A 23820-nucleotide genomic window follows, 5' to 3' on the forward strand; every position below is an offset into this window, starting at 1 on the left:
CGGTTCGTGAAACATCCACCAGTGCCGGCTCAACTGCCTGTGGCGGTCTGGATCAATCCGCCCAAACCAGCGGGTGAAGTGGCGGCACCACTTCAGTAAATTCCGAAAAGAGTTGTACCAAACCTATTGACACATTCCGTTATGCCAAACCACGACGCGATGATCGTATGCTCGTTTGGTACGAAGATGCTAATGCCATAAATTTTTTTCTATTTCAGCTCGGAGCGATGGACGAGATTTTAGATCTTGAATCGAATGCTCGTCCGATCAAGAAAAAAAGACCCTCTGTGTATTTCTTTGGTAGACCATTGGCGGTATTTACATTTCAATCGCAGGTCTTGCCAGGAATACACCATATTGAAAGCCCAAGTTCATTTGCGGATTGGGGTGAAATTCTAGTCCTTGGAAATTGTGAGATAGAGAATAAAAATCAATGGAAAATAATCGCGCGATATTCGGATTTTCGTTTGATAAGCAAATAGTTGAAGTTTATCCGCAAGATTGGTTTAACAAAGGTGATTATGATTTTGGCTATCAATGGATTACGCGTGTCGCGAGAGATGAAGATGGAAAGATCATCGGCGATGGAATTCGCCTAGACCGCTTCCGGCTCGATGCATCGGGTAGAAATATTGAAACCAAAGGTTTTCAAAGTTCGTACTTTGATTTCGATTAGAACCTTTGGATAGGATGTTGTTCATGCGTATCGGCATTCTCACCATCAGCGACCGCGCGTCGCAAGGCATTTACGAAGATAAATCGGGTCCCGCGTTGCGTGAAATGGTCGTCCAACATTTCGGCGAAGATGTGGACTTGTACCACATCGTCCCGGACGAATTCATGGAGATCAAGCGCGCACTGCTCAAGTGGTGCGACGACGCGAAACTCGATTTGATTTTGACAACCGGCGGCACCGGCTTTGCGCCGCGCGATGTAACGCCCGAAGCGACGCGCGTGGTGATCGAACGCGAAGCGCCGGGCTTGGTTTACGCGATGATCGCGGCAAGTTTGCAGAAAACGCCCTACGCGATGTTGACGCGCATGGTCGCCGGGATTCGCGGGCATACGCTCATCGTGAATTTGCCCGGCAGTCCAAAAGCCGCGTGCGAAAACCTCGCGGTGATTTTGCCCGCGTTGCCGCACGCCATCGAATTATTGCGCGGCGCGCCGGGCGATCATCATACGTACGAAAATCCGCTCGACGAAGCGGAACGCAAACGCGAAGTGGCGAGCGACTAATCCATGAGCATCACCGTCTCCGCCGTCCAACTCGCGTTCACGCTCGCGAGTTCACCGCAAGAATTTTACGACCGCGTGTATCCGCCGATTCAGCGCGCCGTACAAGATGGCGCGCAAGTGGTCGTGCTCCCTAATTATGCCGGCTTGATGCTGTTGGGTGTCGCCGCGCCGTCGGAACAAAAGACGCTCGCATTGGGCGAGATTGCGCGCGCGGGCAGGTTCGCGACCGTCGGTGATTTGTTGCGCGCGACCGCGCCGACTATCCGGATTTTTTATCTCCACTTGTTTCAGTCGCTCGCTGAACGCGCGCGGGTGTTTATCGCGCCAGGCACGGTGGTCGAGTGGCAAGGCGGTCGGTTGTTCAACACCGCGTATCTGTTTTCGCCGGAGGGACACATTGTCGGCGCGCAAAAACAAACGCATCGTTCGCCACGCGAAATCGGCTGGGGTTTGGATCAAGGGAGTGAACTCGCGGTGTGGGACATTGGCTTGGCGCGTGTCGGCATCGTCGTCGGCACGGACGTGGCGTATCCCGAAGTCGCGCGAATTCTCGTTCAGCAAAACGCGAATCTACTATTGCATCCTGCCGCATATCCGACATGGAACGACGACGCGTTGTTGCTCGACCTTTGGCGCGAGACGCAGACGAATGGCGTGTGCGGCGCGCAGGCGTGCGCGGTCGGCGAGTTTCGCGGCAAGTCCGCCTTGTATGCGCCGATTGAAATGACCCGTGCGCGTACGGGAATTGTCGCGCAATCCACCGTCGCCGATGACGAGTGCGTCGTCACCGCGCCGCTCGAGGTAGACGCGTGCCCGTTGAACGGTGCGCGCAACCATCGCGGATTTTTCGCGCGCGAATTGCCGCGGGCGTATCGAGGCATGTAGCGATGCCGCTTCAGGGTCAATTTCGTTCTGCCGCGTTACGCGCGTCGCTCGCGCTCAAAGCTAATCCGCGCGCGGTGAACGCGGCATTGAGCAAACGCGCCTCGCAGCGTCCGCGCCTGCCCACGCGCGATCGCGTCACGGTCGCCGCGATTCAAATGCCGCTCTTGTTGGTGCACGAGGTCGCGCCGTTCGTCGAGCAATGCGAACGGCTCGCGTGGCAAGCCGTCGAGCGCGGCGCGCAACTGATCGTGTTTCCCGAATACAGCGGTCTGCCGTTGCTGGGATTGTTGCCGAGTCTGCGCGATCTCGCCGGGTTGAGTGCGCCGTTCGCCCAGGTCATCGCGGAACCGGACACGCGCGCGTTTCTGCCGTTGAGCCAACGCCTCTTTGAAACGCTTGGCGCGACGCTCGCTGCGCGATTCAGCGTTTACGTGATGATGGGCACGACGATCACGAATGACAGCGCGGGCAGATTGTTCAACACCGCGTTTCTATTCAGCCCCGAAGGTCGGCGCGCCGGAACCTGGGACAAGTTGTTCGCCGCCGAGCACGAAGCCGACTGGATGATTCCCGGCGAAGATTTGCGCGTGTTGACCTTGCCTTTCGCGCAGATCAGTGTTTTGCTGGGCGCGGATTGCCAATACTGGGAAGCCGCGCGTCTAGCCATGTTGCGCGGCGCAGATATCATCTTGTCCGCGAGCGGCGAGCCGCGTGCGAACGAAGCCACCGCCGGTTTGCGCGGCATGGCGAGCCGCGCGCAAGAAAGTCTCGCGTTCGGCGTGCAAGCGCGCGCGGTGACCGAATTGTTTGGATTGAGTTGGGGCGGTCCGAGTGCGATCCTCGCGCCGGTCGGACTGCGCCAAACGACGAGCGCGTTTGTGGCGCGTACCCATACGCCGAATGTCGAAGAGGTGATCGTCGCCGATTTGGATCTGGCGGCGCTGCGCGAATTGCGCGACGCGCAACCGCGCGATTGGAATGTGGAACTGTATCGCAAATATTTGGCACGCGGGTTCGAGGTCTAGTCGCGATGGAATTGTTTCTCACTGGCATCCTGGTTGGTTTCTCGATTGCCGCGCCGGTCGGACCGATCGGCGTACTGTGCATTCGCCGAACGTTGGCGGAGGGACGCGCCGCCGGCTTGGTGTCTGGTCTCGGCGCGGCAACTGCCGACGCAATGTACGGCACGATTGCCGGATTCGGACTGACGCTTGTATCGAGCGCGCTCGTGAGCCAACAAATGTGGCTGCGTTTGATCGGCGGCGCGTTCCTGTTATATCTGGGTGTGCGGACATTTCTCGCGCAACCCGCCGATCGCGCGGCGAGCGCGGAAGGACGCGGTTTGCTCGGCGCGTACGCCTCGACGTTTTTCCTGACTGTGACCAACCCAATGACGATCTTGTCTTTCGTCGCGATTTTTGCCGGCGTTGGATTGGCGAATGCGGCGGGCGATTACGTCGCCGCGGCGATGCTCGTCGCCGGCGTGTTTCTCGGTTCCGCGTTGTGGTGGCTCACGTTGAGCGGCGGCGTCGGATTGTTTCGCAACAAATTCGATCAACGCGCACTCGGCTGGGTCAATCGCGTGTCTGGCGTGATCGTCGCCGTCTTTGGTCTTGTCGCGCTCGTATCGTTGTGGAGTGTTTGAGAAACAAAGAGGACTAGCATTATCTAGAAAATTCTTTCTCCCACGAAGGACACCAACGGCACGAATTTGTCAAACATTTTTCAGTGATCTTCGTGCGCTTCGTGGGAAAAAATCTTTTTCATACAATATGTTCGCCGATCAAAAAAAATCATGTGAAATTGTGGGGCAATTTTCCAAATTGCTCGCTTCTGGGAGAGGGCATGACAAAACCGTTCATCGCAGACCGCCGCAAGATTCAAAAATTTTCAGACAAGGAACTTGTCAATCTCAATCTATTCGACGGCGACGCGTTCTTCGGTCGCCTGCTGTGTTTCTCGCGTGGTCAGGTCGTGCGCTATCATCGCCACGAACATACCGACGAAGTATTCGACGTGCTTGAAGGCGAGGGCACGATCTTGATTGACGGCGGCGAAGTGCGCGGCACGGCTGGGACGATTCTCTACGTGCCTGCCGGCATCGAGCATGGTTTTCGCGCGGATGGCACCGAAGAATGGATCGTGCGCGAGACGGTCCACGAACGCGTGTACGCGGGACGCGCCGCAAAGATGGTTCTGCGCGCGCTGCTCAAACGATTGCCGTTGATCGGCAAAAGGTGGAGTAGTGGATAGTACTGCCGCGCTCGATGCGTTGAAAAGCCAACCGTACTTTGTCGCGCTGGATCATGTCGAACTCGAACGCCTCGCGCGGACATTGGTCGAGCGGTCGTACGATAAAGACCAGATTATTTTTCTCGAAGGCGAGCCGTGCCAGGGCTTGTACATATTGCGCGAGGGATTGGTGAAAATCTACAAACTCTCGGATGAAGGACGCGAACAGATTTTGCGCTTTATGAGTCCCGGCGAATCGTTCAACGAAGTCGCGGTGTTCGACGGCGGACCCAACCCAGCGAACGTCTCGGCAGTCCAGGCGAGTACGCTCTGGATCGTACCGAGCGCGAGCGTGGTGGACTTGATCACGCGCCGTCCCGAAGTCGCGCTCGCGGTGATTCGTAACCTGGGTGCGCGCATACGCCATCTCGTCACGCTCGTCGAGGATTTGGCGTTGCGGCACGTAACCGCGCGTCTAGCAAAACTGTTGCTCGAAACCGCGACGAGTCGCCAACCCGCGTTGACGCAACAAGAAATGGCATCGCGACTCGGCACGGTGCGCGAAATGATCGGACGTTCTCTGCGGCAGATGGAATCGAAAGGGCTGATCAAAACCGAGCGCGGCAAAATTGTGATCGTGGATCGCAAGGGCTTGGAAAAGTTGGTGTGAGGTAATCAACCCGAAGGCGGTTTGCCCGCTTCGGGTTTTTACATTTAATCAATGAGACAAATCCTTCACCTCGACCTGGACGCGTTTTTCGCGTCGGTTGAGGTTTTACTCAACCCCGAACTAGTAGACAAACCGCTCATTGTCGCGTGGGATGGACCGCGCAGTGTGGTCACGACCGCATCCTATCCCGCGCGCAAATTCGGCGTCCATAGCGCGATGCCGCTTGCGCAAGCAGTCCGGCTCTGTCCGCAGGCGATCATCGTGCCGCCGCGTCGCGGCGTCTACTCGGAGTACTCGCAACGCGTGATGAATATTCTGCGCGAGCATTCGCCGCTCGTCGAGCAAGTTTCGATTGACGAGGCGTACGTCGAAATCGAGCCCGACCGCGACGCGGTCCAAGTCGCGCGCGCAATTCAACAGCGCATCAAGAACGAAGTCGGACTCGATTGCACGGTCGCGGTCGCAAGCAACAAACTCGTGTCGAAAATCGCGTGCAACATGGTCAAGCCGCGCGGGTTGATCGTCGTGTCGCCGGGCGAGGAAGCGAACTATCTCGCGCTCTTGCCGATTGACAAACTTCCGGGCGCGGGCAAAGCGACGCGCGCCAAACTCGCGCGCTGGCAAGTGCAAACGATTGGCGATCTGGCGCACGTGCCGGTTGAAGAACTGCGCGCGGCGTTCGGCAAGACCGGCGTTTACTTGCACGACGCGGCGAACGGGCGCGACGATTCGAGCATCGTGACGGATTGGAAGCCGAAATCGGTGAGCCAGGAAAATACGTTCGAGCGCGATATTCGCGATCACGCGCAAATCGAAAAATGGATCGCGGACATGAGCGCGGGCGTTGCGCACGAATTGAAACACGAGGGTTATCTCGCGCGCACCGTCGTGTTGAAACTGCGCTATGGCGATTTCACAACACTTACGCGACAAACAACCTTGCGCGCGCCGACCGCTGATGCTGACGAGATCGAAGTCTGCGCGATGCGTTTGTTGCGCGAACACTGGGACCAAAAACGCGCCCTCCGCCTAGTCGGCGTGGGCGCGCACAATTTGATTGAAGAATCCGGCGTGTGGCAGATGGAGTTGGAAGTGTGAGGACTTGCCTCACCTAACCTCTCCCCTGCGGAGAGAGGAACTGAGCCGCATCGTCACAAACATCCACGGTGCGCCCACGCCAATCCACAAACCAATCACCGCATAGCGGATGAACGAAAAGATGTCGCCTGGCGGCAAAAGCGGTTTGATGCCGAGACGCAAAGCCATTACTATCGCAAGCGCCAGTGCGAATTTCACGATTTGCTTCCACCACTCGCCGCGCGGATCGAACCGCACGACCTGAGTCTCGATCATCAAGCCGATGTTAAAACCCAGCATCGCACCAAGCGAAACAGCGGATTCGGGATTCAGCATGATCGCGGCGAGCAGGAGGGGCCAGCCAATCGCCATCACCCACAACATCACGCGCGGACGCGCGGCGAAGCGCTCGACCACTCTCCCGCGCACGACGACCGCGAGAACGAGCAAACCGATGAGGAGACTCGCAAGCACATCGGTCGGATAATGCGCGCCGAGATACACACGCGCAGATGCGATCATCACCACCGCGCAAATTGCCCAGACCCACAACGCACGATTGCGAAACTGGGTTGCGAGATAACCCCACAAGATCAATACATCCAGCGTGCCCGCGCTCGGGAAACTCGAATCGGGTTGGTGATCGAGATCGCGCACACGACGATCCAGATCATACGGGCGCGTTTCGCCGGTCACATTCTTGAGAAAGCGCGAGAGAAATTCGGTAGAGGTAAACAGAATCAAAAGCGATGCCCCGATCCGTTTGTCAATACACCACCACACGATCGGCAAAACAAGCAACATGAATTCTTCGGACTGCAAGAGGTTGAACGTGTTGAAAACAGCATCGAGCGCTGGATTCAAGGATTGGAACCAGAGCGTAAACGCGATTTGTGCTTGAAGCAGGTCGGTCATCGGTGACTCCTCAGTGTACGATGTTACGGACAATTGTCATGTGAATTTATCGTGGATCACGATTTACTTTTTACTTTTGATTTCTGACTTTTAACTTCATTCAATAACTCCTCCGCATTCTTACGCGTCGTCGCGGTTTCCGTGCCAAGCATTTGCGCGATTTCGTCAACGCGTTCCGACTCTTTCAACGGCTGGACCTGGGTGATCGTTCGCTCGCCGGCAACCTCTTTGCGAATCTTGAAATGCGTGTCGCCATACGCCGCGATTTGCGGCAGGTGCGTGATACACAGCACTTGATGTTGCGGCACACCATCGGTGCGTTGCGCGCTCGGCGTGAGCGCCCACAACTTGTTGCCGACAATGCCGCCGGTGCGTCCGCCGATACCCTGGTCAATCTCGTCAAAGATCAACGTCGGTGTGTTGTCCGCGACGGCGAGCACCGATTTCATCGCGAGCATCAAGCGCGATGTTTCACCGCCCGACGCGATTTTCGCGAGCGGTTTGAGCGGCTCGCCCGGATTCGGCGCGACTATGAATTCGGCGCGATCAATCCCGGTCGCATCGAACGCGACGCGCTTGCCCTGTTCCGCATCCTCGACGCCGTTCGCGTCGTCCGCACGTTCGAGCGCGACGCCGAATTTCGCTTTCGCCATGCCCAGGTCTTGGAGTTGCGCTTCGATCTCGCGCGCCAAGCGTTCGCCCGCCTCGCGACGCGCGTGCGATAAATCCGTGGCGAGCGCGGCGATCTGCTTGAGCAGTTGCGCCTCTTGGTCTTTTAACTCCGCGATGCGTTCTTCGCTGTGCGAAATCGTTGCGAGTTCCGCCGCGGCGTTCTCGCCGTACTTGATGATCTCGGCGATCGTTTCGCCGTACTTGCGCTTCAAGCGAAAGATCAGATCGAGCCGCTCGTCAATCTGCGCGAGCCGCGCGGGGTCGTGGTCTACGTTGTCGCGATACGCGTGCAACGAACGCGCGAGGTCGTCCGCTTGCGCGGCAACCCCTTCGGCTTGCTCGCGCAAATTTTTCACCGACGGATCGTACTTTTCCAAACCCGTGACGGCTTGCAACGCTTCGGCGAACATATCTATCGCGCCTTTTTCGTCCTCGCCTTCGCCGTATAGCGCGCGGTACGCGTGATCCGCGAGATTCGCGCGTAGTTCCGCATTTCCCAAAAGTTCCCTTTCTTGCTTAAGCGCCTCTTCTTCGCCGTCTTGCAAATTGGCGTCCGTGATTTCTTCGACGACGTACGTCAAGCGATCCACGCGCCGCGCGATTTCGCGCTCGTCCACCATCAAGCGTTTGAGTTCACTCCGCACCGCGCGAATCGCTTTGACTTTTTCGGCGACGCGCGTGCGACTCTCCCAGAGGTTGCCATAGCGGTCGAGAAAATCAATGTGCTCGCGCACGCGCAGCAGCGACAAGTGTTCGCTCTGTCCGTGAATGTCAATCAAACGTTCGCCGATGCGTTGCAGCACGGTGAGCGTCACCGCGCGTCCGTTCACGCGGCAAACGTTGCGTCCCTCGCGTGAAATCTCGCGCGTGATGATGAGTGCATCCTCGGTGTGCTCCACGCCGATTTCGTCGAGGAGCGCGAACGCGTCCATCCGCATCGCGGCATCGAGCGTAAACATCGCTTCGACGCGCGCCTTGTCCGCGCCGGCGCGCACGAATTCGCTCTGCGCGCGTCCGCCGAGCAGGGTGCCGAGCGCGTCAATGATGATGGACTTGCCCGCGCCGGTCTCGCCGGTCAACACGTTGAACCCAGGATGGAATTGCAAATGCAAATGATCTATGATCGCGAAATTCGCAATATCGAGTTCGGCTAGCATAAATCCCCTCTGACTAGGCGCGCAGACGCGCGAAGACCGTGCTCACTGCGAGCACGAGGTAAATGATCAAGCCCAGGTTGAACAACGTCGCCGGAATCGCGAGCAAGGCAAAGACAAAGCGCCCGCTCGTCAACGCGGCATACAGCGGCAGCGCGCCAGCGCCTATCACACTACCGACAACCGTCGCGCCTGCCGCGACCCACGCGATAAATTTGCCGCGTCGTTTTTGGATCGCGCGCCGAATAATTTCCGCCATCGCACCGCCGGCAGCGGGCGCATAGAAAATCGCGAGGAACCACATGCCGCTCAACACCATGGCAATCGCGCCGCCGATGCCGGCGAGAATCAAACCGACGATGACGACAATCGCATAATCGAGTGCGGTCGCGGTGTAATACCCAGATTGTTGAACGTTCAGACAAGTCTTGCAGCGATAACCGACCGGCGTGCGGACGACGCATTTGATACACACCGGGTTCCCGCATTTGTTGCAGCGCAACAATGTTTCGGTTTGCGGATGATTCACACAATAGACAGCCGTCGGCATTCTTATTTCTCCGATACTCAGCCCAACCTTACGAAGGTTTCGCGCAAGCGCCTTCGCAAGGTTGAGCCGTTTTCTTTCCGAACAAATTTTCGATTCGTATTTTACCACGAAATAATCAGATGCGAAATACCATTAGCAGCCAGCCGGCGATGCAAAAGTACGGACCGTACGCAATCGGTACGCCCGTATTCACGCGCCGCGTGCGCGCAAATTGATACAGCAACACTCCGATCGCGGCAAACCCGCCGAGCAGGATCGCGACGACCATCGCATAAACACACATCGGAAATCCGGTGATGATGCCGACGAACGCGGCGAGTTTGACATCGCCAAAGCCGAACGGCACCGCCAGTGTGTGCCCGCGCCAACGCGAAAACACCGGCGCGGCGATGTAAATCGCAAAGACGAACGCGAACGCGACCACGCCCCCGAGCAGCGACAACATCCAACCCAGTTTGGTGAACGGACTCGCGATGAGCGCGAACACAATCGCGGGCAGGATGACGACGTTGAGAATCAAACGATGCTCGTAGTCAATCACCAACACGAGCACGAGCACCGCCGTGTAAATCAACGCGAGCGCGAGTTGCACTGTCGCACTGTAGTACACCCAGAGAAACGCGAACAGCGCCGCGGTTCCCAGGATGACGAGCGGCGCGCGATTTGGAATCCGCCACACGGGTGCGCGCGTGGGTAGCGCATCGGCTAAACGATGAATGCCTGCGCCGACAAGGAGACCCAATCCAATCAATAAAACAATTTCCATTTTGACAAAAATCCTTTCGGCGAATATGATGCGCCCATGCTAGAACAATCCCACGTCGAACGCACCTTTATTCCGCTTGACCGTTTGAGTTTGCTGACCAGTCTGGTGCTCGTCGGCTTGACGCTCACGCTCGTCCTCGAGCTGCCTTCCGCACATATCCAGTTTTCGTTCCTCGGCTCGGATGCCGGGCTGACGATTTCGGGTACGTGGTTGATCGCGTTCGTGCTCGCCGCGCTCACCGCCGCCGGCGTGAATGGCATCGCGCGCGCACATCCGCGCATTCACCTCGCCGATACGCGGTACATTTTTATCTTGTGGATTCTCCCCGCGCTCATCGTCATCGCGTCCACGATCATGTTGTCGTTTGTGAATGTGCGCGTGAACGGCGGATTCGGCTTGGCGGGCATCGTCATCACCGGCGTTTTTTTCGTCGCGGTCATCATCGGCGAATATACCACGATTGATTTGAACGACCACTGGTACAGCGCGGCGCGCCTTGGCGTAAACCTCGCGGCGTATCTTGCCGCGCTCGTTTTCTTCGCGACGATTTACAGTTGGAAAATTCGCAGTCTGTTTTCCGCGACCGGGATCGGCATCGTCGCCGGGCTGCTTGCGCTCGAATTGCTGCGCGGGAGTGAAACCGATTTTCGCCGCACTTGGTTGTTCGCCGCGTCCGTCGGTCTGACCATCGGCGAGATGGTGTGGGCGTTGAACTATTGGAATCTCACCGGCTTTATGGGCGGCGCGTTGCTCCTCGTTTTTTTCTACGCGATGACTGGCTTGCTTCAGCAATACCTCTGGAATCGCTTGAACCAAATTGTGTTCAGCGAATTCGCGCTCATCGTCCTCGGTGCGCTCGTGCTGTTGTTCTGGCTCCGACCAGGTTAGTGCCAGGATTAAGTAATCAGTAATCAGTGTTCAGTATTCAGACTGAACACTGAATACTGATTACTGTTCACTGCTCACCGTTCACTGCCGACTGACCACCGCTCCCCCAATCACCATCACGCCACCCAGTATTTGCAACACCTCGACGCGTTCGCCGAGCAGGATGAACGCGAGCGCACTCGCGATGACCGGCTCGATGGTCGCGACGAGACTCGCGTTGCTCGCCGGTACATGTTTCAAGCCGATGTTGTAGAACACGTACGAACCAATCGTCGGACCCAACACGAGTCCCAGGAGAGACAACCACACAGCGGGTCTCTGCGCGAGCGGCGCAAACGCATCAAACGATTGGAACGGTGCGAGGAAGAGCGCGCCGATGAGCAAGGCGTACACGAGCGCGGTCAGCGATTCGAACTCGGCGAGCGCGAACTTGCTAAAGATCGTGTAGAGCGCGTACGTGAACCCCGCGCCCAGCCCCAACAAAATTCCCACCGCGTTGAGCCGCAACTGCGATAGATCGTATGCGCGCGCGACGAACGCGCAACCGGCGAATGCGAGTACGAGCGCGAGCACTTTGCGCGCGTTGAGCGGCTCGCGCCACGCGCGCCACGCCATCAACGTCACAAACGCGGGCGCGGTGTAGAGGAGCACCACCGCCGTCGTCACGCTCGTTTGAATCACCGCGTTGGTGTACGTGAAATAGAACGCGGCAACCGCGCAGAATCCATACGCGATGAAAAATGGGATCGCGCGGCGCGGAATTCTCAAGAGGCGCGGTTGTGTTAACGCAACCCAGGTCAGTAGAATCGCGCCGGTCAACACCGCGCGCAAGAATGGAATCGTCAAGCCGGACAAACCAAAATCGTCGTACAACGAACGGAAAAATATTCCCAGTGTGCCCCATAAAATGGCGGCAAGCAAAACAAAAACATAACCCCGCGTAGATGAATGCCCCAAATTCCAATCTCCGATGTCGCGTCCATGTAAAACGTAGCGCGATTTTACCGCGATTTGCGCGGCAAGACAAGTAATCAAAAAGACCTGGAAGGTTTACAAAACCTCCCAGGTCTTTTGCTTCTAGTAGCGTCCGCCGCCGCCGCCACCGCGACCGCCGCGTCCACCGCCGCGATGCGTGCCGTAGCCGCCGCCGCGATGCGTGCCGTAGCCGCCGCCGCCGCCGCTGCTACCGCCGCGGAAGCCGCCGCCACCGCTGCGCTCTTCGCGTGGGCGCGCCACGTTCACCGTGATCGCGCGACCATCGAGTTCGTGGCTGTTGAACATCTGGATCGCTTTTTGCGCGTCCGCATCCGTCGCCATTTCGACAAAACCGAAACCTTTGGGGCGTCGCGTTTCGCGATCCAAAATCAAGGACACTTCCTTGACCTCGCCGGCTTGGGCAAAGAGCGCACGCAAGTCGTCCTCACTCACGTTGTAAGGCAAATTGCCAACGTACAACTTCGATTCCATTTTGAACCTCTCCTTTTGGGTTCTGGAAAAAATGCCCCGCTCTACGCGTCGGCAATTCCTTCCGAGTCAATTCGACGACGCGAGCACTATGCCGGCGTCGCCACCATTTTTTGCCGCGCGTGACGCTGCGATTCGACGTACCGCCGAATCGCTTCGGCGTCCGGCTGAACCAACGCCGGCGCGCGATAATCAACCCCGTCCAGACGACGGCGCTCAATTTTGCGTTGCAATACATTTTCGATGCGACGGACCATCGTTTCGTCCGTCGGTGTGACGAGTGTGTACGCGCACCCCGCCGCTTGCGCGCGTCCGGTGCGACCGATGCGATGCACGTAATCTTCCGCTTGCATCGGCACGTCATAGTTGACGACGTGCGAAATGCCTTCGACGTCAATCCCGCGCGCGGCGATGTCGGTCGCGACGAGCACACGCGCTTTGCCGCGACGAAAAGCTTCGAGCGCGGCGATGCGTTGTCCTTGCGAGCGGTCGCCGTGAATCACATCGGCGCGAATGTTCGCGTTGCGTAATTGCCGCGCGACGCGATCGGCGCGCCGTTTGGTGCGCGCAAAGATCAGGACGCTGTCCATTTCTTTTTCGCACAACAATCGTTGGAGCACTTGGACTTTTAAATGTTCCGGCACCGGGAAGAATGTTTGCGCAATCGCGTCGGGCGTGGTTTTCTTTTCGACTTGAATGCGCGCGGGGCGCCGCGTGATTTGCGCGGCGAGACTCACAATCGCGGGTACGAGCGTGGCGGAAAACAACAGCGTTTGCCGTTCGCGCGGCAATAACGCGATGATGCGGCGAATGTCCGGCAAAAAGCCGATGTCGAGCATCCGATCGGCTTCGTCGAGCACGAGCGCCTGGAGCGACGCGAACGCGACGTTCTTGCGCTCGATGTGATCGAGCAATCGTCCGGGCGTCGCGATGATCACATCCGCGCCACGCCGCAGCGCGTTCGTCTGATTACTCATCGCCACGCCGCCGTAAATCGCGGCGACGCGCAGATCGGTGTGTGCGCTCAACGCTTGTGCGTGCTCCGTGACCTGAAGCGCCAGTTCGCGCGTCGGCACGAGAATCAACACGCGGGGTGTACGCATGCGCGTACCGAGCAAGCGTTGCAAAAGCGGCAGAAGGTACGCGGCTGTTTTGCCGGTGCCCGTCTCCGCCGAACCCAATACATCTTGACCAGTCAGCGCGGCGGGAATCGTCGCGGACTGAATCGGTGTGGGCTGGGTAAAACCCAACGACCGCACGCCTTGTTGTAAGCGCGGGTCAAGTGCAAAAGTACCAAAACTCATCAAACTCCTATGCGGTGAAAGTATGCCGAGGTGAACAACCGCGAGGGACACATCGGTCGCAAAGCGTCACGGGCATTTTTTCAATCACGCACAGTGCTCTTTGCGAGCGTTAGGGGATAGTAAGAGGTATAAGAAAAACCGACCAGCCACAAGACTGGACGGCTTTGATTAACCGAATCTACTTGGCTCTAACGGTCAATACTATATCATACATTCGCCGGTTCGTCAAGCGGGAGGAATTTCTGAACACGGTTTTTCAAAAGTCATTTGCCGACCCATCCCCCTGCCCCCGTCCCTTATAGGGAAGGGGGTTGAGGGTTAGGTTAGCAAGTGAGTCAAGCGACTTTAGAAAAGCCGTGATTTCTGAATTTCTGCAACGAAATTTACTTTGCCGCGCCAGTTTCCAACTTGCCCAACGCGATCAAACTTTCGAGATCACTCACATCATTCGGCGCGTAACGTTTGAACAACACACGTACGGCATCCAGGTCTGCCGCGCTCGCCAATCCCAACATTCGGGTCACATCCGCAATATCCTGAACGCGCCCCGACTGGAATTTCATCAAGACCAGATAATGCAGTGGCAACACGGGCAATCCTTGCTCGTCGCGATTCGATTGCGCTTCGGCGAGCGCATCTGTCCACCACTCGTCGCGACCTTCGATCACGTCAATGATCTGCCCATCCGGTGCGCGCCACGTTGATTCGCCGATGCTCAATTCGCCTTGAAGCACGAATCCTGCTTGCACCAGTTTCTGCCGCGCCGCGAAGGTGTCTTGAGCGCGAATTGCCGCGTCCATATCGCGCGTTGCGCGTTCAGGCATGTACAAACGCGTCGCTACCGCGCCAACACAAGCCCAGTGAATTGGCGCAAGCGTTGGTGTCAGGTCGAGCCATTTCATCCGGGCTGTCCTTTCTGCGAGAAATGCCGGCGCGCTACCTGTTCCCGCATGTTGACGCCGTTGGGCGAGTCGGATAATCGTTTGTCGCGTGAGAATCCGAATATCAGTTACCAATTGTCTACCTACAACACAATTATAGCCAAGAACACGGCGAATGACAACTGACCAAAAAGATTTTCCCCACTTTGCCCTCCTGGGTCGGTTGCGCCAATCTGACCATTTGACCATTCGACTAATGAACTATTTCCCTTGCCACACCGGCGCGCGTTTTTGCAGAAACGCGTTCATCCCTTCCTGCGCGTCGCACGTCAGCGCGCTTTCCGCCATCGTCTCTGCCATCAACGCGTACGCGGCTTGTTGCGACAAATCAATCTGCCGGTAAAACGATTGCTTACCGATCTTCAACGTGAGCGGACTCGCGGACGCGATTTGTTGCGCGAGATCCATCACCTGCGCGTCGAGTTGCTCGGCGGGCACGACGCGATTGACCAAGCCCCAATCAGCGGCAGTCGCCGCGTCAATCATCTTGCCGGTCAACAGCATCTCCAACGCGCGCTTGCGTCCGATGCAACGACTTAACGCGACCTGGGGCGTTGAGCAGAACAAACCGATCTTGACGCCGGGTGTCGCGAATTTCGCGTGCTCGGACGCGATGGCGAGGTCGCACGTCGCGACGAGTTGGCACCCTGCCGCCGTCGCGATGGCGTGCACTGACGCAATCACCGGTTGCGGAATGCGCTGAATCATTTGCATCAACTCGACGCACACATCGAAAATCGCGCGTTCGTCTTCGCGCGTGCGATTGAGCATCTCGCGCAAATCGTGTCCCGCGGAGAACGCGACGCCCGCGCCTTTGAGGATGATGACGCGACATTCTGCGCGCGCGCTGGTCTGGTCGAGCGCGGTAATCAGCGCGCGCATCAGTTCAGTCGAGAGCGCGTTGCGTTGCTCGGGACGATTCATTGTCACGATTACCGCAGGCAAAGCGTTTTCAATCAACACGTAATTCGCGGTCATTGCGTCCTCCTTGTCACGACGGAGGACGGATGACCAAAGACGGAAAATCATCCGTCCTCCGTCTTTCGTCTTCCGTCTTCTTCAAACAACAAGGGGCTGGAGACGCACTCCAACCCCATTCGGTTACACAATCGCTTCGACTTCCTTGTCTTGGTGAATCTCCACGCGCCGCCGTTTTGCCGGCAACAATCCCTCCGGTCGCACGAGCATCATCACGATGAGCACCAAGCCAAACACCATGCGTTGGTACTTGGCAGGCTCGAACTGACTCGGCAGTTGCGCGAGATTATAGTTGATGACTGGGATGACGTACCCAGCTTGGCGAATGCTGTTCAGGGCGAGTGAAATGTTCGGGAGAATCTGCAGGTTGAGCACCGTCAACGCGGTCGCGCCGAGCACGACGCCGGGAATACTGCCCATGCCCCCGACGATGACCATGGCGAGCACGCCGATGGATTCGAGGAATGTGAACGATTCGGGATTGATGAACACTTGCTTTGCCGCGAACAACATGCCCATCGCGCCGGCGAACGATGCGCCCGTCGCGAACGCGGCGAGTTTGGTCGTCACAATCGGAATGCCCATCGCGACTGCGGCGTCTTCGTCTTCGCGCACCGCTTCCCACGCGCGCCCGATGCGCGAATCGCTCACGCGACGCGACACGAAAATGACGATCGCGATAACCAGGAGCACGAGAAAATAAAAGTAGATCGGATACAACTGCGCGGGGTTTGCATTCTCCATCCAACTACCGATGCCACCGAAGACTTTATCGAGTCCAAGCGGGAGTCCCGTTGATGCGCCGTGCAGTGCTGTGCCAAAGCCCTCGAACCAGGATCGGAAAAAGAGCGGCGGTCGCTGGATCGGCGTGATGCCTTGCGGACCGTTCGTGATGTTCACCGGCTTGTCGAGATTGTTTGCGACGACGCGCAATAGCTCGCCAAAGCCGAGCGTGACGACGGCGAGATAGTCGCCGCGCACGCGCAATACCGGCAAGCCGAGCATGATGCCGGTCAGCGCGGCGAGGAACGTTGCGAGGAAAAAGAACGGAAAGAAAAATTCTTGCGCGAGCGGGAACTTGAGCAATTCGGGCGGGATGAATTTTTGCGCCTGCGGCGATCCGAAGATCGCCCAGGTGTACGCGCCGACGAGATAGAACGCAACGTAACCCAGGTCGAGCAGACCGGCAAACCCGACGACGATGTTCAAGCCGAGTGCGAGGGCAGAGAAGATACACACCTGGGTCGCGACTTCCAAATAATATTGGTTCAATCCGCCGAAGACCGGAATCAGGACGCCGAGGACGAGAAAGCCGATGACGACTTTGAGCGCGTTCGGAATCTGGAGATAGTAAAGCCAGAGCACCGAACCGGCAAAGAGAATGAACACGGCTTGTGTCGCCAAACCGAACGCCAATTGGCGCGGGGTTGCCACGACGAGGTACGACGTGATGACGACCCACGCCAAGATGAACGTGATGCGCGCGTTCTGCGTTGCCATTAAGCGTTGCCACAAACTGGGCGTAGTTGATTTGCTCATCGCGTCCCCCTCTACGCCTTTTCCCGTACGACCTGCCCGAGCAAACCGGCGGGTCGGAAAATCAAAATGATGATCAAAATACTAAACGCCAGAATATCTTTGTACTCCGCGCCGAACGCGCCGCTGGTAAAGATCGAGAGGTACGACGCGCCGTACGCTTCCATGATGCCGAGCACGATGCCGCCCAGCATCGCGCCGCTGATGTTGCCGATGCCGCCGAGCACCGCGGCGGTGAATGCTTTCAACCCAGGAATAAAACCGGTGAACGGATTGATCGTGTTGTACTGCAAGCCGAACAACACGCCCGCCGCGCCGCCCATCGCACCGCCGATGAAGAACGTGAGCACGATGATTTGGTTCACGTCAATCCCCATCAAACTGGCGGTCGCGCGGTCTTGCGCGACGGCGCGAATCGCGGTACCGATCTTGGTCGCGTTGACGAAATAGTTGAGAATGACCAGCATCAAAATCGCGCCCAGAATGACGATGATGGACTTGACCGAGAAATCAATCGTGGAGGAAAGGATGATGCGCTGTTCAAAAAATTTGATAGTGGGATACGTGAGGTAGAATTCGTTGCGCCAAATGCCTTCGAAAAAACGCACGGCGTCTTGGAGAAAGAGCGAGACGCCAATCGCCGAGATGAGGGGAACCAAACGCGGCGCGCCGCGTAGTGGACGATACGCGATGCGTTCGACGGTCACTGCCAAGCCGCCGCTCCCAAGCATTCCGAACAGAAGAATGAGGAGGAGCAGAATCAGCGGATGCACCGCGCCAAGGACGCCCGCCGAGTTCATGATTAACAAAACTTCCGCGCCGATAAACGCGCCGACCATGAAAATTTCACTGTGCGCGAAATTGATGAATTCGAGCACGCCGTACACCATGGTGTAACCGAGCGCGATCATCGCGTACACAAAACCGGCGGAGATGCCGTCCACGGCGACCTGGGGCAAAATCAACCAGACCCGTTCAAGCAAATTGAAATCAGTGCGAATGTCGCGGAAAATAAATCCGAGGATCAACACAAGCGCAGACAGAATGAATACGGTGCCCGCGACGTACAGCAGCATCTGCGCGACCGGCAAGATCAAAAATTTGTACACTCTGGAATCAAGAAAACTTCTCAACGCGTTCCTCCAACCAGCAAGGTGGGGAAGGGAGCACGCGGCTCCCTTCCCACTCAGTGATGCGGACTATTTCTTTTCGGGCGGCGCGATTTCAAGCGTCTTGGCGATGGGGTTGGCGTCCCACTTGGCGGGATCACCCGATGTAACTTTGATGAAGAAGTACTTGGCAATGGTCGGGTCGCCATTCTTGTTGAAGGTGTAGACGCCGGTGATACCCTTGAAATCTTTCGTCGCGCGGATCGCGGCGGAGACTGCCTTGCGGGTTGGCTTGGCGTCCTTGGCGACGGCGGCGATGGCTTTCAACGCGATCGCGGCGGAGTCGTACGCGTGCGCGGCGAACGGTTGCGGGTCTTTGTTGAATTTCGCTTTGAAATCTTTGATGAACTGCGCGGCATCCGGGAACGCGGCGGCTGGCGCGGCAACGCTAGTGTAGTACGTGTTGACGGCGGCATCGCCGGCAAGCTTGGCAAAGTCGGACGAGTCGAGACCATCGGGTCCAAGCAAGATCGAATTGATGCCCTTGGCGCGCGCTTGCTTGATCAACGGACCGGCTTGCGGATACAGACCGCCAAAGTAGATCAAGTCGGGATTCGCGGCTTTGATCGGTGTCAAGATCGGATCAAAGTTCGCTTTTTCTTCGGTGCCTTCGAAACCGAGGATGTTCAAGCCCAACGTCTTGGCAGTGTCGCGGAAGAATTCGGCGACGCCTTGACCGTAGGTCGTCTTGTCGTGCAGGATGTAGACCGACTTGACTTTCAGTTCTTTCGCCGCGAATTCCGCGCCGGAAGGACCTTGCACATCATCGCGACCGCAGACGCGGTTCACGGTAGCATAACCACGATCGGTTACGTTCGGGTTGGTGTTCGCGGGGGAAACCATCGCGAGGTCGGTATCTTTGTATACTTCGGACGATGGAATCGCAACGCCAGAGTTCAAGTGACCGATGACGACCATGATGTCGGGATCGGTGACCAGGTTCTTGGCGTTCGCCACGCCCACGTCCGGCTTGGCTTGGTCATCGAACGGAACGTACTCGACCTTGTAGCCCAGGTCCACGAGCGGCTTGCTCAATTGCTCGACTGCGAGTTGCGTGCCGAGTTTGATGCCTTCACCGAGCGACGCTTGGTCGCCGGAGAGCGGGCTTTGCGACGCGATCTTGATCGTGCCCTTGGACGTTGCCGCCGGCGCCGTCGTTGGCGCGGGGGCTTTGGTCGGTTCGGGCGCTTTGGTCGCCGCCGCAGGCGCGGCAGTCGGCGCGGCAGGAGCCGTAGTCGGCGCAGCCGCCGGCGCCTTGGTCGGCGGGGCGGCGGTTGGCGCGGCGGTCGGCGCCGCGCAAGCGGTTGCGATCAACGCGACCAGCAGTACCACAAACAAAATTTTCGCTTTCATCGGACTTCTCCTCCTTAAGGATTGTGTCTGTTCACATCATCGTGCTCGGCGCGCGTTGGCGAAACGTGCTGACGCTTCGTCAAACGGTTTGCCAAACCGATCACGGGCGAGCATTCGCAATTCAAACCCACATCGGTAGCGTGACTCACCTCCTTTAGTTGTCTCGTCTCATCGTCGAGCCAAGCGTTCGGAAAAAGATCGGCAGAAATCCCCAACCGCAAATTGCGGCAATTATATGTACCTTGAAAACGCGTGTCAAACAAATGGGCGGCGTCCGTTCGTTACGATTCGCCGAGGTACGATTTGCGAACCATTTCGTTTTGGCGCAGATTCGCAGCCGCGTCTTTGACGACGATCTGCCCAGTCTCGATGACATAGCCGCGATGCGCGACCTGGAGCGCCTTCGCCGCGTTCTGTTCGATCAGCAAAATTGTTGTGCCTTCGCCGTTCAACTTGCGAATCGTTTCAAAGATCGCTTCGACGAGCACCGGCGCAAGCCCCATCGAAGGTTCGTCGAGCATCAACACGCGCGGGTGCGACATCAAGGCGCGACCCATCGCGAGCATTTGTTGTTCGCCGCCGGAGAGCGTGCCGCCCAATTGCGCGCGGCGTTCCGCCAAACGCGGAAACAACGCGTAGACAAATTCCAAGTCGCGCGCGATGCTGGCGGTGTCGGTGCGCGAGTACGCACCCATTTGCAGATTCTCTTCCACGGTGAGACGCGAAAACACCTTGCGACCTTCCGGCGATTGACCGATGCCTTTGGTCACGATAACGTGCGCGGGCAATCCGTCAATCCGTTCGCCTTCGAGCCAGATTTCGCCTTGGCGCGGACGCAGCAAACCGGAAATCGTTTTGAGCGTCGTGGTTTTGCCCGCGCCGTTCGCGCCAATCAGCGTGACGATTTCACCTTTTTCCACCGTGAGACTGACGCCCTTGAGCGCGTGGATATGTCCATAGTACGTGTGAATGTCTTTGACTTCGAGCATTGGCATAGTTCGTTACCTTTTGTTGATTCCTATTAGCCACGTCCTTAAGCGTGGCTAATAGGGGGTTACGCGGCGATCTCGCCGTACTCTTTGCCGAGGTATGCCTCGCGCACGCGCGCGTCTTTTTGCACCTGGGCGGGCGTGCCTTCCGCAATTTTTGCGCCAAAGTCGAGCACGCTCACATAATCCGAAATCGTCATCACAACTTTCATTTGATGCTCGATCAGCAGAATCGTCAACTTGAGTTCATCGCGCAGACGGCGAATGAAACCAACCATCTCGGAGGTCTCTTGCGGATTCATCCCAGCAGTCGGCTCGTCGAGTAAAAGTAGTTTCGGTTCGGTTGCGAGCGCGCGCGCGACTTCGAGACGGCGTTGACTGCCGTATGCCAGGTTCTTCGCCAGTTCGTTCTCGTACCCGCGCAGTCCGACAAATTCGAGCAGTTCGCGCGAACGTTGGGCGACGCGTTTCTCTTCGGCGACTGTCCCGCCGTCGCGCACGATCGCGCCGAACACGTTCGCCTTGGTGCGCGTGTGTTGCCCGATCATCACGTTTTCGAGCGCGGACATGTTGGCAAAGAGCCGAATGTTCTGGAATGTGCGTCCGATGCCCAACGCGGTAATACGATCCGAACGTTGTCCGACGAGCGCATGACCATCGAAAATAATGTGTCCTTCTTCGGGACGATAAAACCCGGTGATGCAATTAAAGAACGTCGTCTTGCCCGCGCCGTTGGGACCGATCAAACTGGCGATCATGCCTTGTTCGATCACAAAATCAACTCGATCCACGGCGGTCAACCCACCGAATCGTTTCGTCACTTGTTTCGCGTCGAGTAGTGCCATGCTGCCTCCGCACCCCTTTAGCCACGCCCTTAAGGGCGTGGCTAAAGGGGTGTTATTTCGGAATCTGAAATTTGCGTTCGATATAGCGCACGATCAAAGATAGACCCAGGGTCATTACGAGATACAACAATGCCGCCATCGTCCAGTGTTCGAGCGGACGAAACGTGTTCGCGCTGCGCTGGCGCGTCCACAGCGTCAACTCCTTGACGCTGATCGCGGACGTGAGCGCGGAATCCTTGAGCATCGAAATGAAATCGTTGCCAAGCGGCGGCAGAATCACGCGCAACGCTTGCGGCAGAATCACGAGCTGCATCGCTTGCAAGTACGACATACCGAGCGCGCGCGCCGCTTCGACTTGTCCGCGCGCGATGGATTGGATGCCGGCGCGGTACACCTCGGCAAGGTACGCGCCGTAGCCGATCGCGAGAGCGATGATGCCCTGGATCACTTCATCGCGAAAAATGCCGGAGACGGGGTCGGGTGTGTGCTCGGCGAAGAATGGCGCGATGACGTAGAAAAAGTACAGAATCTGCACGAGCAACGGAATGCCGCGCACGACTTCGACGTAGAGTGTGGCAATCGTATTGAGAACCGGATTCTGCGATACGCGCATCAGCCCGGCGACCAAGCCAATGACGAGCGCAAGGAGAAACGCGAAGAGTGTGACGGTCAGTGTTAGGTAGATGCCACTGCCGAGGATCAGCAGGATCGAGATATAATCTTGGCTTGTGGCAATGACGACAATCGCGATGACGCCGACGATGGCGAGGATGACAATCCACCATGGCATCTCGGCGATGCCAGGGATGGGTAGAGCGCGACCCGAACTCGGCGCGGGGCGCGCCGAGCGAACCGGGGTTGGTTTAGACGATGGGTCAGGATCAGACATTGGGCATTTGTCGGTCACCGCGATGATCGCGGCTCTGCAATGCAGCGCAGTTAGGAATTGCGGTCACGTCGTGGTGCCCGCACAAGGATACGTCTGGTCGAACGCGCCAGGGTAAATTATCTCGCTGGTTTTCTCGCGGCCATGGCGAAACGCGCTCGGGGAATTCTCGCGCTACCTCCCTGCCTCCCTAACTCCCTCTGTTTCGTATCGCAGGGGGAGAAGGGACGACAGGGGAGGGTAGCGTGAGGGATGGTTATTTGCCCAATTTGTCGGACAGCAATTTGCCGGCGCAATCTGGTTTGGGGTCAATGCCCTTCCACCATTTTTCGCAGAGCTTGGTCCACGTGCCGTCCTTGTAGACCGCCTTCAAACCGGCGTCAAAGGCGTCCCTGAGTTCCTTGTCGCCTTTGCGGAAGACGAGTCCGAGAAATTCGTTGCCGAATTGCTTGCCGGTCAATTTGATTTTGCCTTTGTTGTCTTCGAGCAATGCCGACGCGGCAAAGGTGTCAATCACGACGGCATCGGCTTGCTTGTTGATGAGCGCGGCAATGGCGGCGGGAAAATCCTGGAATTCCTTAACCTGCTTGTTCGCGTCGGCGACCAATTTCTTAGCGGTCACCGCGTTGGTCGTGCCGAGTTGCGTGGCGACGATGAATTCCGGTTTCTTCAAATCTTCCGGTTCCTTGACACGCGCTTCATCGGCGCGGACGACGAGGACTTCGGTGTTGGGCATGTATGGCAGCGAGAAATCCACGGTCTTGGCGCGTTCGTCGGTGATCGTCCAACCGGACGCGGAGAAATCGTACGTCTTGTTGTTGACCGCGATCATCAAGCCGTCGAAATCGGCGGTGTTGAACGTCGCGGTGCAGTTGACCTTTTTGCAGATTTCGGCGACGAGTTCAACGTCAAAGCCGACGACTTTTTTGTCCTTGTCGAGGGATTCGAATGGGGGGTACGTCGTGTCACTACCGACTTTGAGCGTGCGTCCTTTGAGATCGGGCATGCCACTGGCGGCAGAACCGGACGAACTCGGGGCGGTGGTGGGCGCGGCGCACGCGACGACGATCAACGCGACAACGAGAATAACGAGAGCGAGTACAGAGCGTTTCACTTCTTCTCCTCCAAAGAAAAAATGCCGGCGCTGGAAATGATGTTATGCAACCGCGTCGGCGCGGTTGCAAATTTGGGCGCAAGTATATCCGAGATGGGGGTACGTGTCAAATTTTCCTGGAAGATTTTCTATGGATGCCACTCTGTGGCGCGGGCGGCTTGCTCGTATATTGCAAGTGGGCGATCCGTTCGTA

The 23820-nt window shown here is 57.5% G+C and carries 26 protein-coding genes; 10 read left to right on the top strand and 16 right to left on the bottom strand.

The window, feature by feature from the left end:
- Nucleotides 1–433 precede the first annotated feature (433 nt).
- The 8 genes from HY868_04000 (at nt 434) to dinB (ending at nt 6124) form a co-directional block, all read left to right on the top strand.
- Nucleotides 434–676 carry a hypothetical protein gene (locus HY868_04000; protein ID MBI5301277.1) on the top strand — a complete coding sequence of 81 codons (243 nt, stop codon included), beginning with the start codon at nt 434–436 and terminating at the stop codon, nt 674–676.
- A gap of 23 nt (nt 677–699) precedes the next feature.
- Nucleotides 700–1239 carry a molybdopterin adenylyltransferase gene (mog, locus tag HY868_04005; GenBank protein MBI5301278.1) on the top strand — a complete coding sequence of 180 codons (540 nt, stop codon included), beginning with the start codon at nt 700–702 and terminating at the stop codon, nt 1237–1239.
- Nucleotides 1240–1242: 3 nt separating this feature from the next.
- Nucleotides 1243–2124, top strand: coding sequence for a hypothetical protein (locus HY868_04010; protein MBI5301279.1), 882 nt, complete (start codon nt 1243–1245; stop codon nt 2122–2124).
- A gap of 2 nt (nt 2125–2126) precedes the next feature.
- Nucleotides 2127–3149, top strand: a complete 1023-nt coding sequence (locus HY868_04015) for a hypothetical protein (GenBank protein ID MBI5301280.1) — start codon at nt 2127–2129, stop codon at nt 3147–3149.
- Between the two features lie 5 nt (nt 3150–3154).
- The gene (locus HY868_04020) at nt 3155–3769 is read left to right on the top strand and encodes a LysE family translocator (GenBank protein MBI5301281.1); all 615 of its coding nucleotides are present in this window, start codon (nt 3155–3157) and stop codon (nt 3767–3769) included.
- 200 nt (nt 3770–3969) lie between these two features.
- Nucleotides 3970–4377: a cupin domain-containing protein gene (locus HY868_04025; protein MBI5301282.1), complete on the top strand. Its 408-nt coding sequence runs from the start codon at nt 3970–3972 to the stop codon at nt 4375–4377.
- Entirely contained in the window at nt 4370–5026 is a 657-nt protein-coding gene (locus tag HY868_04030) for a Crp/Fnr family transcriptional regulator (GenBank protein ID MBI5301283.1), read from the top strand. The genes HY868_04025 and HY868_04030 overlap by 8 nt, the downstream gene beginning before the upstream one ends.
- Before the next feature lie 51 nt (nt 5027–5077).
- Nucleotides 5078–6124 carry a DNA polymerase IV gene (gene dinB, locus HY868_04035; protein ID MBI5301284.1) on the top strand — a complete coding sequence of 349 codons (1047 nt, stop codon included), beginning with the start codon at nt 5078–5080 and terminating at the stop codon, nt 6122–6124.
- Between the two features lie 9 nt (nt 6125–6133).
- On the opposite strand, the gene HY868_04040 is transcribed toward dinB, so the two are convergent.
- The 4 genes from HY868_04040 to HY868_04055 all read right to left on the bottom strand — a co-directional run bounded on the left by HY868_04040 (nt 6134) and on the right by HY868_04055 (nt 10160).
- Nucleotides 6134–7018, bottom strand: a complete 885-nt coding sequence (locus HY868_04040) for a phosphatase PAP2 family protein (GenBank protein ID MBI5301285.1) — start codon at nt 7016–7018, stop codon at nt 6134–6136.
- Nucleotides 7019–7074: 56 nt separating this feature from the next.
- Nucleotides 7075–8847 (bottom strand): DNA repair protein RecN, encoded by a 1773-nt coding sequence (recN, locus tag HY868_04045; GenBank protein MBI5301286.1) that lies wholly within the window; start codon nt 8845–8847, stop codon nt 7075–7077.
- A gap of 13 nt (nt 8848–8860) precedes the next feature.
- On the bottom strand, nt 8861–9394 hold the full coding sequence (locus HY868_04050; GenBank protein ID MBI5301287.1) for a hypothetical protein: 534 nt from the start codon (nt 9392–9394) through the stop codon (nt 8861–8863).
- A gap of 115 nt (nt 9395–9509) precedes the next feature.
- The gene (locus HY868_04055) at nt 9510–10160 is read right to left on the bottom strand and encodes a prepilin peptidase (GenBank protein ID MBI5301288.1); all 651 of its coding nucleotides are present in this window, start codon (nt 10158–10160) and stop codon (nt 9510–9512) included.
- Between the two features lie 36 nt (nt 10161–10196).
- Between HY868_04055 and HY868_04060 the strand changes: the two genes are divergently transcribed.
- Nucleotides 10197–11048, top strand: a complete 852-nt coding sequence (locus HY868_04060) for a hypothetical protein (protein ID MBI5301289.1) — start codon at nt 10197–10199, stop codon at nt 11046–11048.
- Nucleotides 11049–11129: 81 nt separating this feature from the next.
- On the opposite strand, the gene HY868_04065 is transcribed toward HY868_04060, so the two are convergent.
- The 11 genes from HY868_04065 to HY868_04115 form a co-directional block, all read right to left on the bottom strand.
- Nucleotides 11130–12005, bottom strand: a complete 876-nt coding sequence (locus HY868_04065; protein MBI5301290.1) for an EamA family transporter — start codon at nt 12003–12005, stop codon at nt 11130–11132.
- A 120-nt stretch (nt 12006–12125) separates the two neighbouring features.
- Nucleotides 12126–12515, bottom strand: a complete 390-nt coding sequence (locus tag HY868_04070; protein MBI5301291.1) for an RNA-binding protein — start codon at nt 12513–12515, stop codon at nt 12126–12128.
- Nucleotides 12516–12601: 86 nt separating this feature from the next.
- Nucleotides 12602–13816: a DEAD/DEAH box helicase gene (locus HY868_04075; protein ID MBI5301292.1), complete on the bottom strand. Its 1215-nt coding sequence runs from the start codon at nt 13814–13816 to the stop codon at nt 12602–12604.
- 383 nt (nt 13817–14199) lie between these two features.
- Nucleotides 14200–14718 (bottom strand): hypothetical protein, encoded by a 519-nt coding sequence (locus HY868_04080; protein MBI5301293.1) that lies wholly within the window; start codon nt 14716–14718, stop codon nt 14200–14202.
- 240 nt (nt 14719–14958) lie between these two features.
- On the bottom strand, nt 14959–15735 hold the full coding sequence (locus tag HY868_04085; protein MBI5301294.1) for an enoyl-CoA hydratase: 777 nt from the start codon (nt 15733–15735) through the stop codon (nt 14959–14961).
- Nucleotides 15736–15858: 123 nt separating this feature from the next.
- On the bottom strand, nt 15859–17274 hold the full coding sequence (locus tag HY868_04090) for a branched-chain amino acid ABC transporter permease (GenBank protein MBI5301295.1): 1416 nt from the start codon (nt 17272–17274) through the stop codon (nt 15859–15861).
- A gap of 11 nt (nt 17275–17285) precedes the next feature.
- The gene (locus tag HY868_04095) at nt 17286–18347 is read right to left on the bottom strand and encodes a branched-chain amino acid ABC transporter permease (GenBank protein MBI5301296.1); all 1062 of its coding nucleotides are present in this window, start codon (nt 18345–18347) and stop codon (nt 17286–17288) included.
- Between the two features lie 123 nt (nt 18348–18470).
- Nucleotides 18471–19793, bottom strand: a complete 1323-nt coding sequence (locus HY868_04100) for a branched-chain amino acid ABC transporter substrate-binding protein (GenBank protein ID MBI5301297.1) — start codon at nt 19791–19793, stop codon at nt 18471–18473.
- A 281-nt stretch (nt 19794–20074) separates the two neighbouring features.
- Nucleotides 20075–20788, bottom strand: a complete 714-nt coding sequence (locus HY868_04105) for an ABC transporter ATP-binding protein (protein MBI5301298.1) — start codon at nt 20786–20788, stop codon at nt 20075–20077.
- Between the two features lie 59 nt (nt 20789–20847).
- The gene (locus HY868_04110; GenBank protein ID MBI5301299.1) at nt 20848–21627 is read right to left on the bottom strand and encodes an ABC transporter ATP-binding protein; all 780 of its coding nucleotides are present in this window, start codon (nt 21625–21627) and stop codon (nt 20848–20850) included.
- A gap of 52 nt (nt 21628–21679) precedes the next feature.
- Entirely contained in the window at nt 21680–22417 is a 738-nt protein-coding gene (locus HY868_04115; protein ID MBI5301300.1) for an amino acid ABC transporter permease, read from the bottom strand.
- On the opposite strand from HY868_04115, the gene HY868_04120 reads away from it, so the two are divergent.
- Nucleotides 22398–22631 carry a hypothetical protein gene (locus tag HY868_04120; GenBank protein ID MBI5301301.1) on the top strand — a complete coding sequence of 78 codons (234 nt, stop codon included), beginning with the start codon at nt 22398–22400 and terminating at the stop codon, nt 22629–22631. The two genes, HY868_04115 and HY868_04120, sit on opposite strands and share 20 nt — an antisense overlap.
- A 138-nt stretch (nt 22632–22769) precedes the next feature.
- Here the strand turns inward: HY868_04120 and HY868_04125 are convergent, their stop codons facing one another.
- Nucleotides 22770–23627, bottom strand: coding sequence for a transporter substrate-binding domain-containing protein (locus HY868_04125; protein ID MBI5301302.1), 858 nt, complete (start codon nt 23625–23627; stop codon nt 22770–22772).
- Nucleotides 23628–23820: the final 193 nt, after the last annotated feature.

This window comes from Chloroflexota bacterium, from assembly GCA_016219275.1.
Lineage (GTDB): Bacteria > Chloroflexota > Anaerolineae > UBA4142 > UBA4142 > JACRBM01.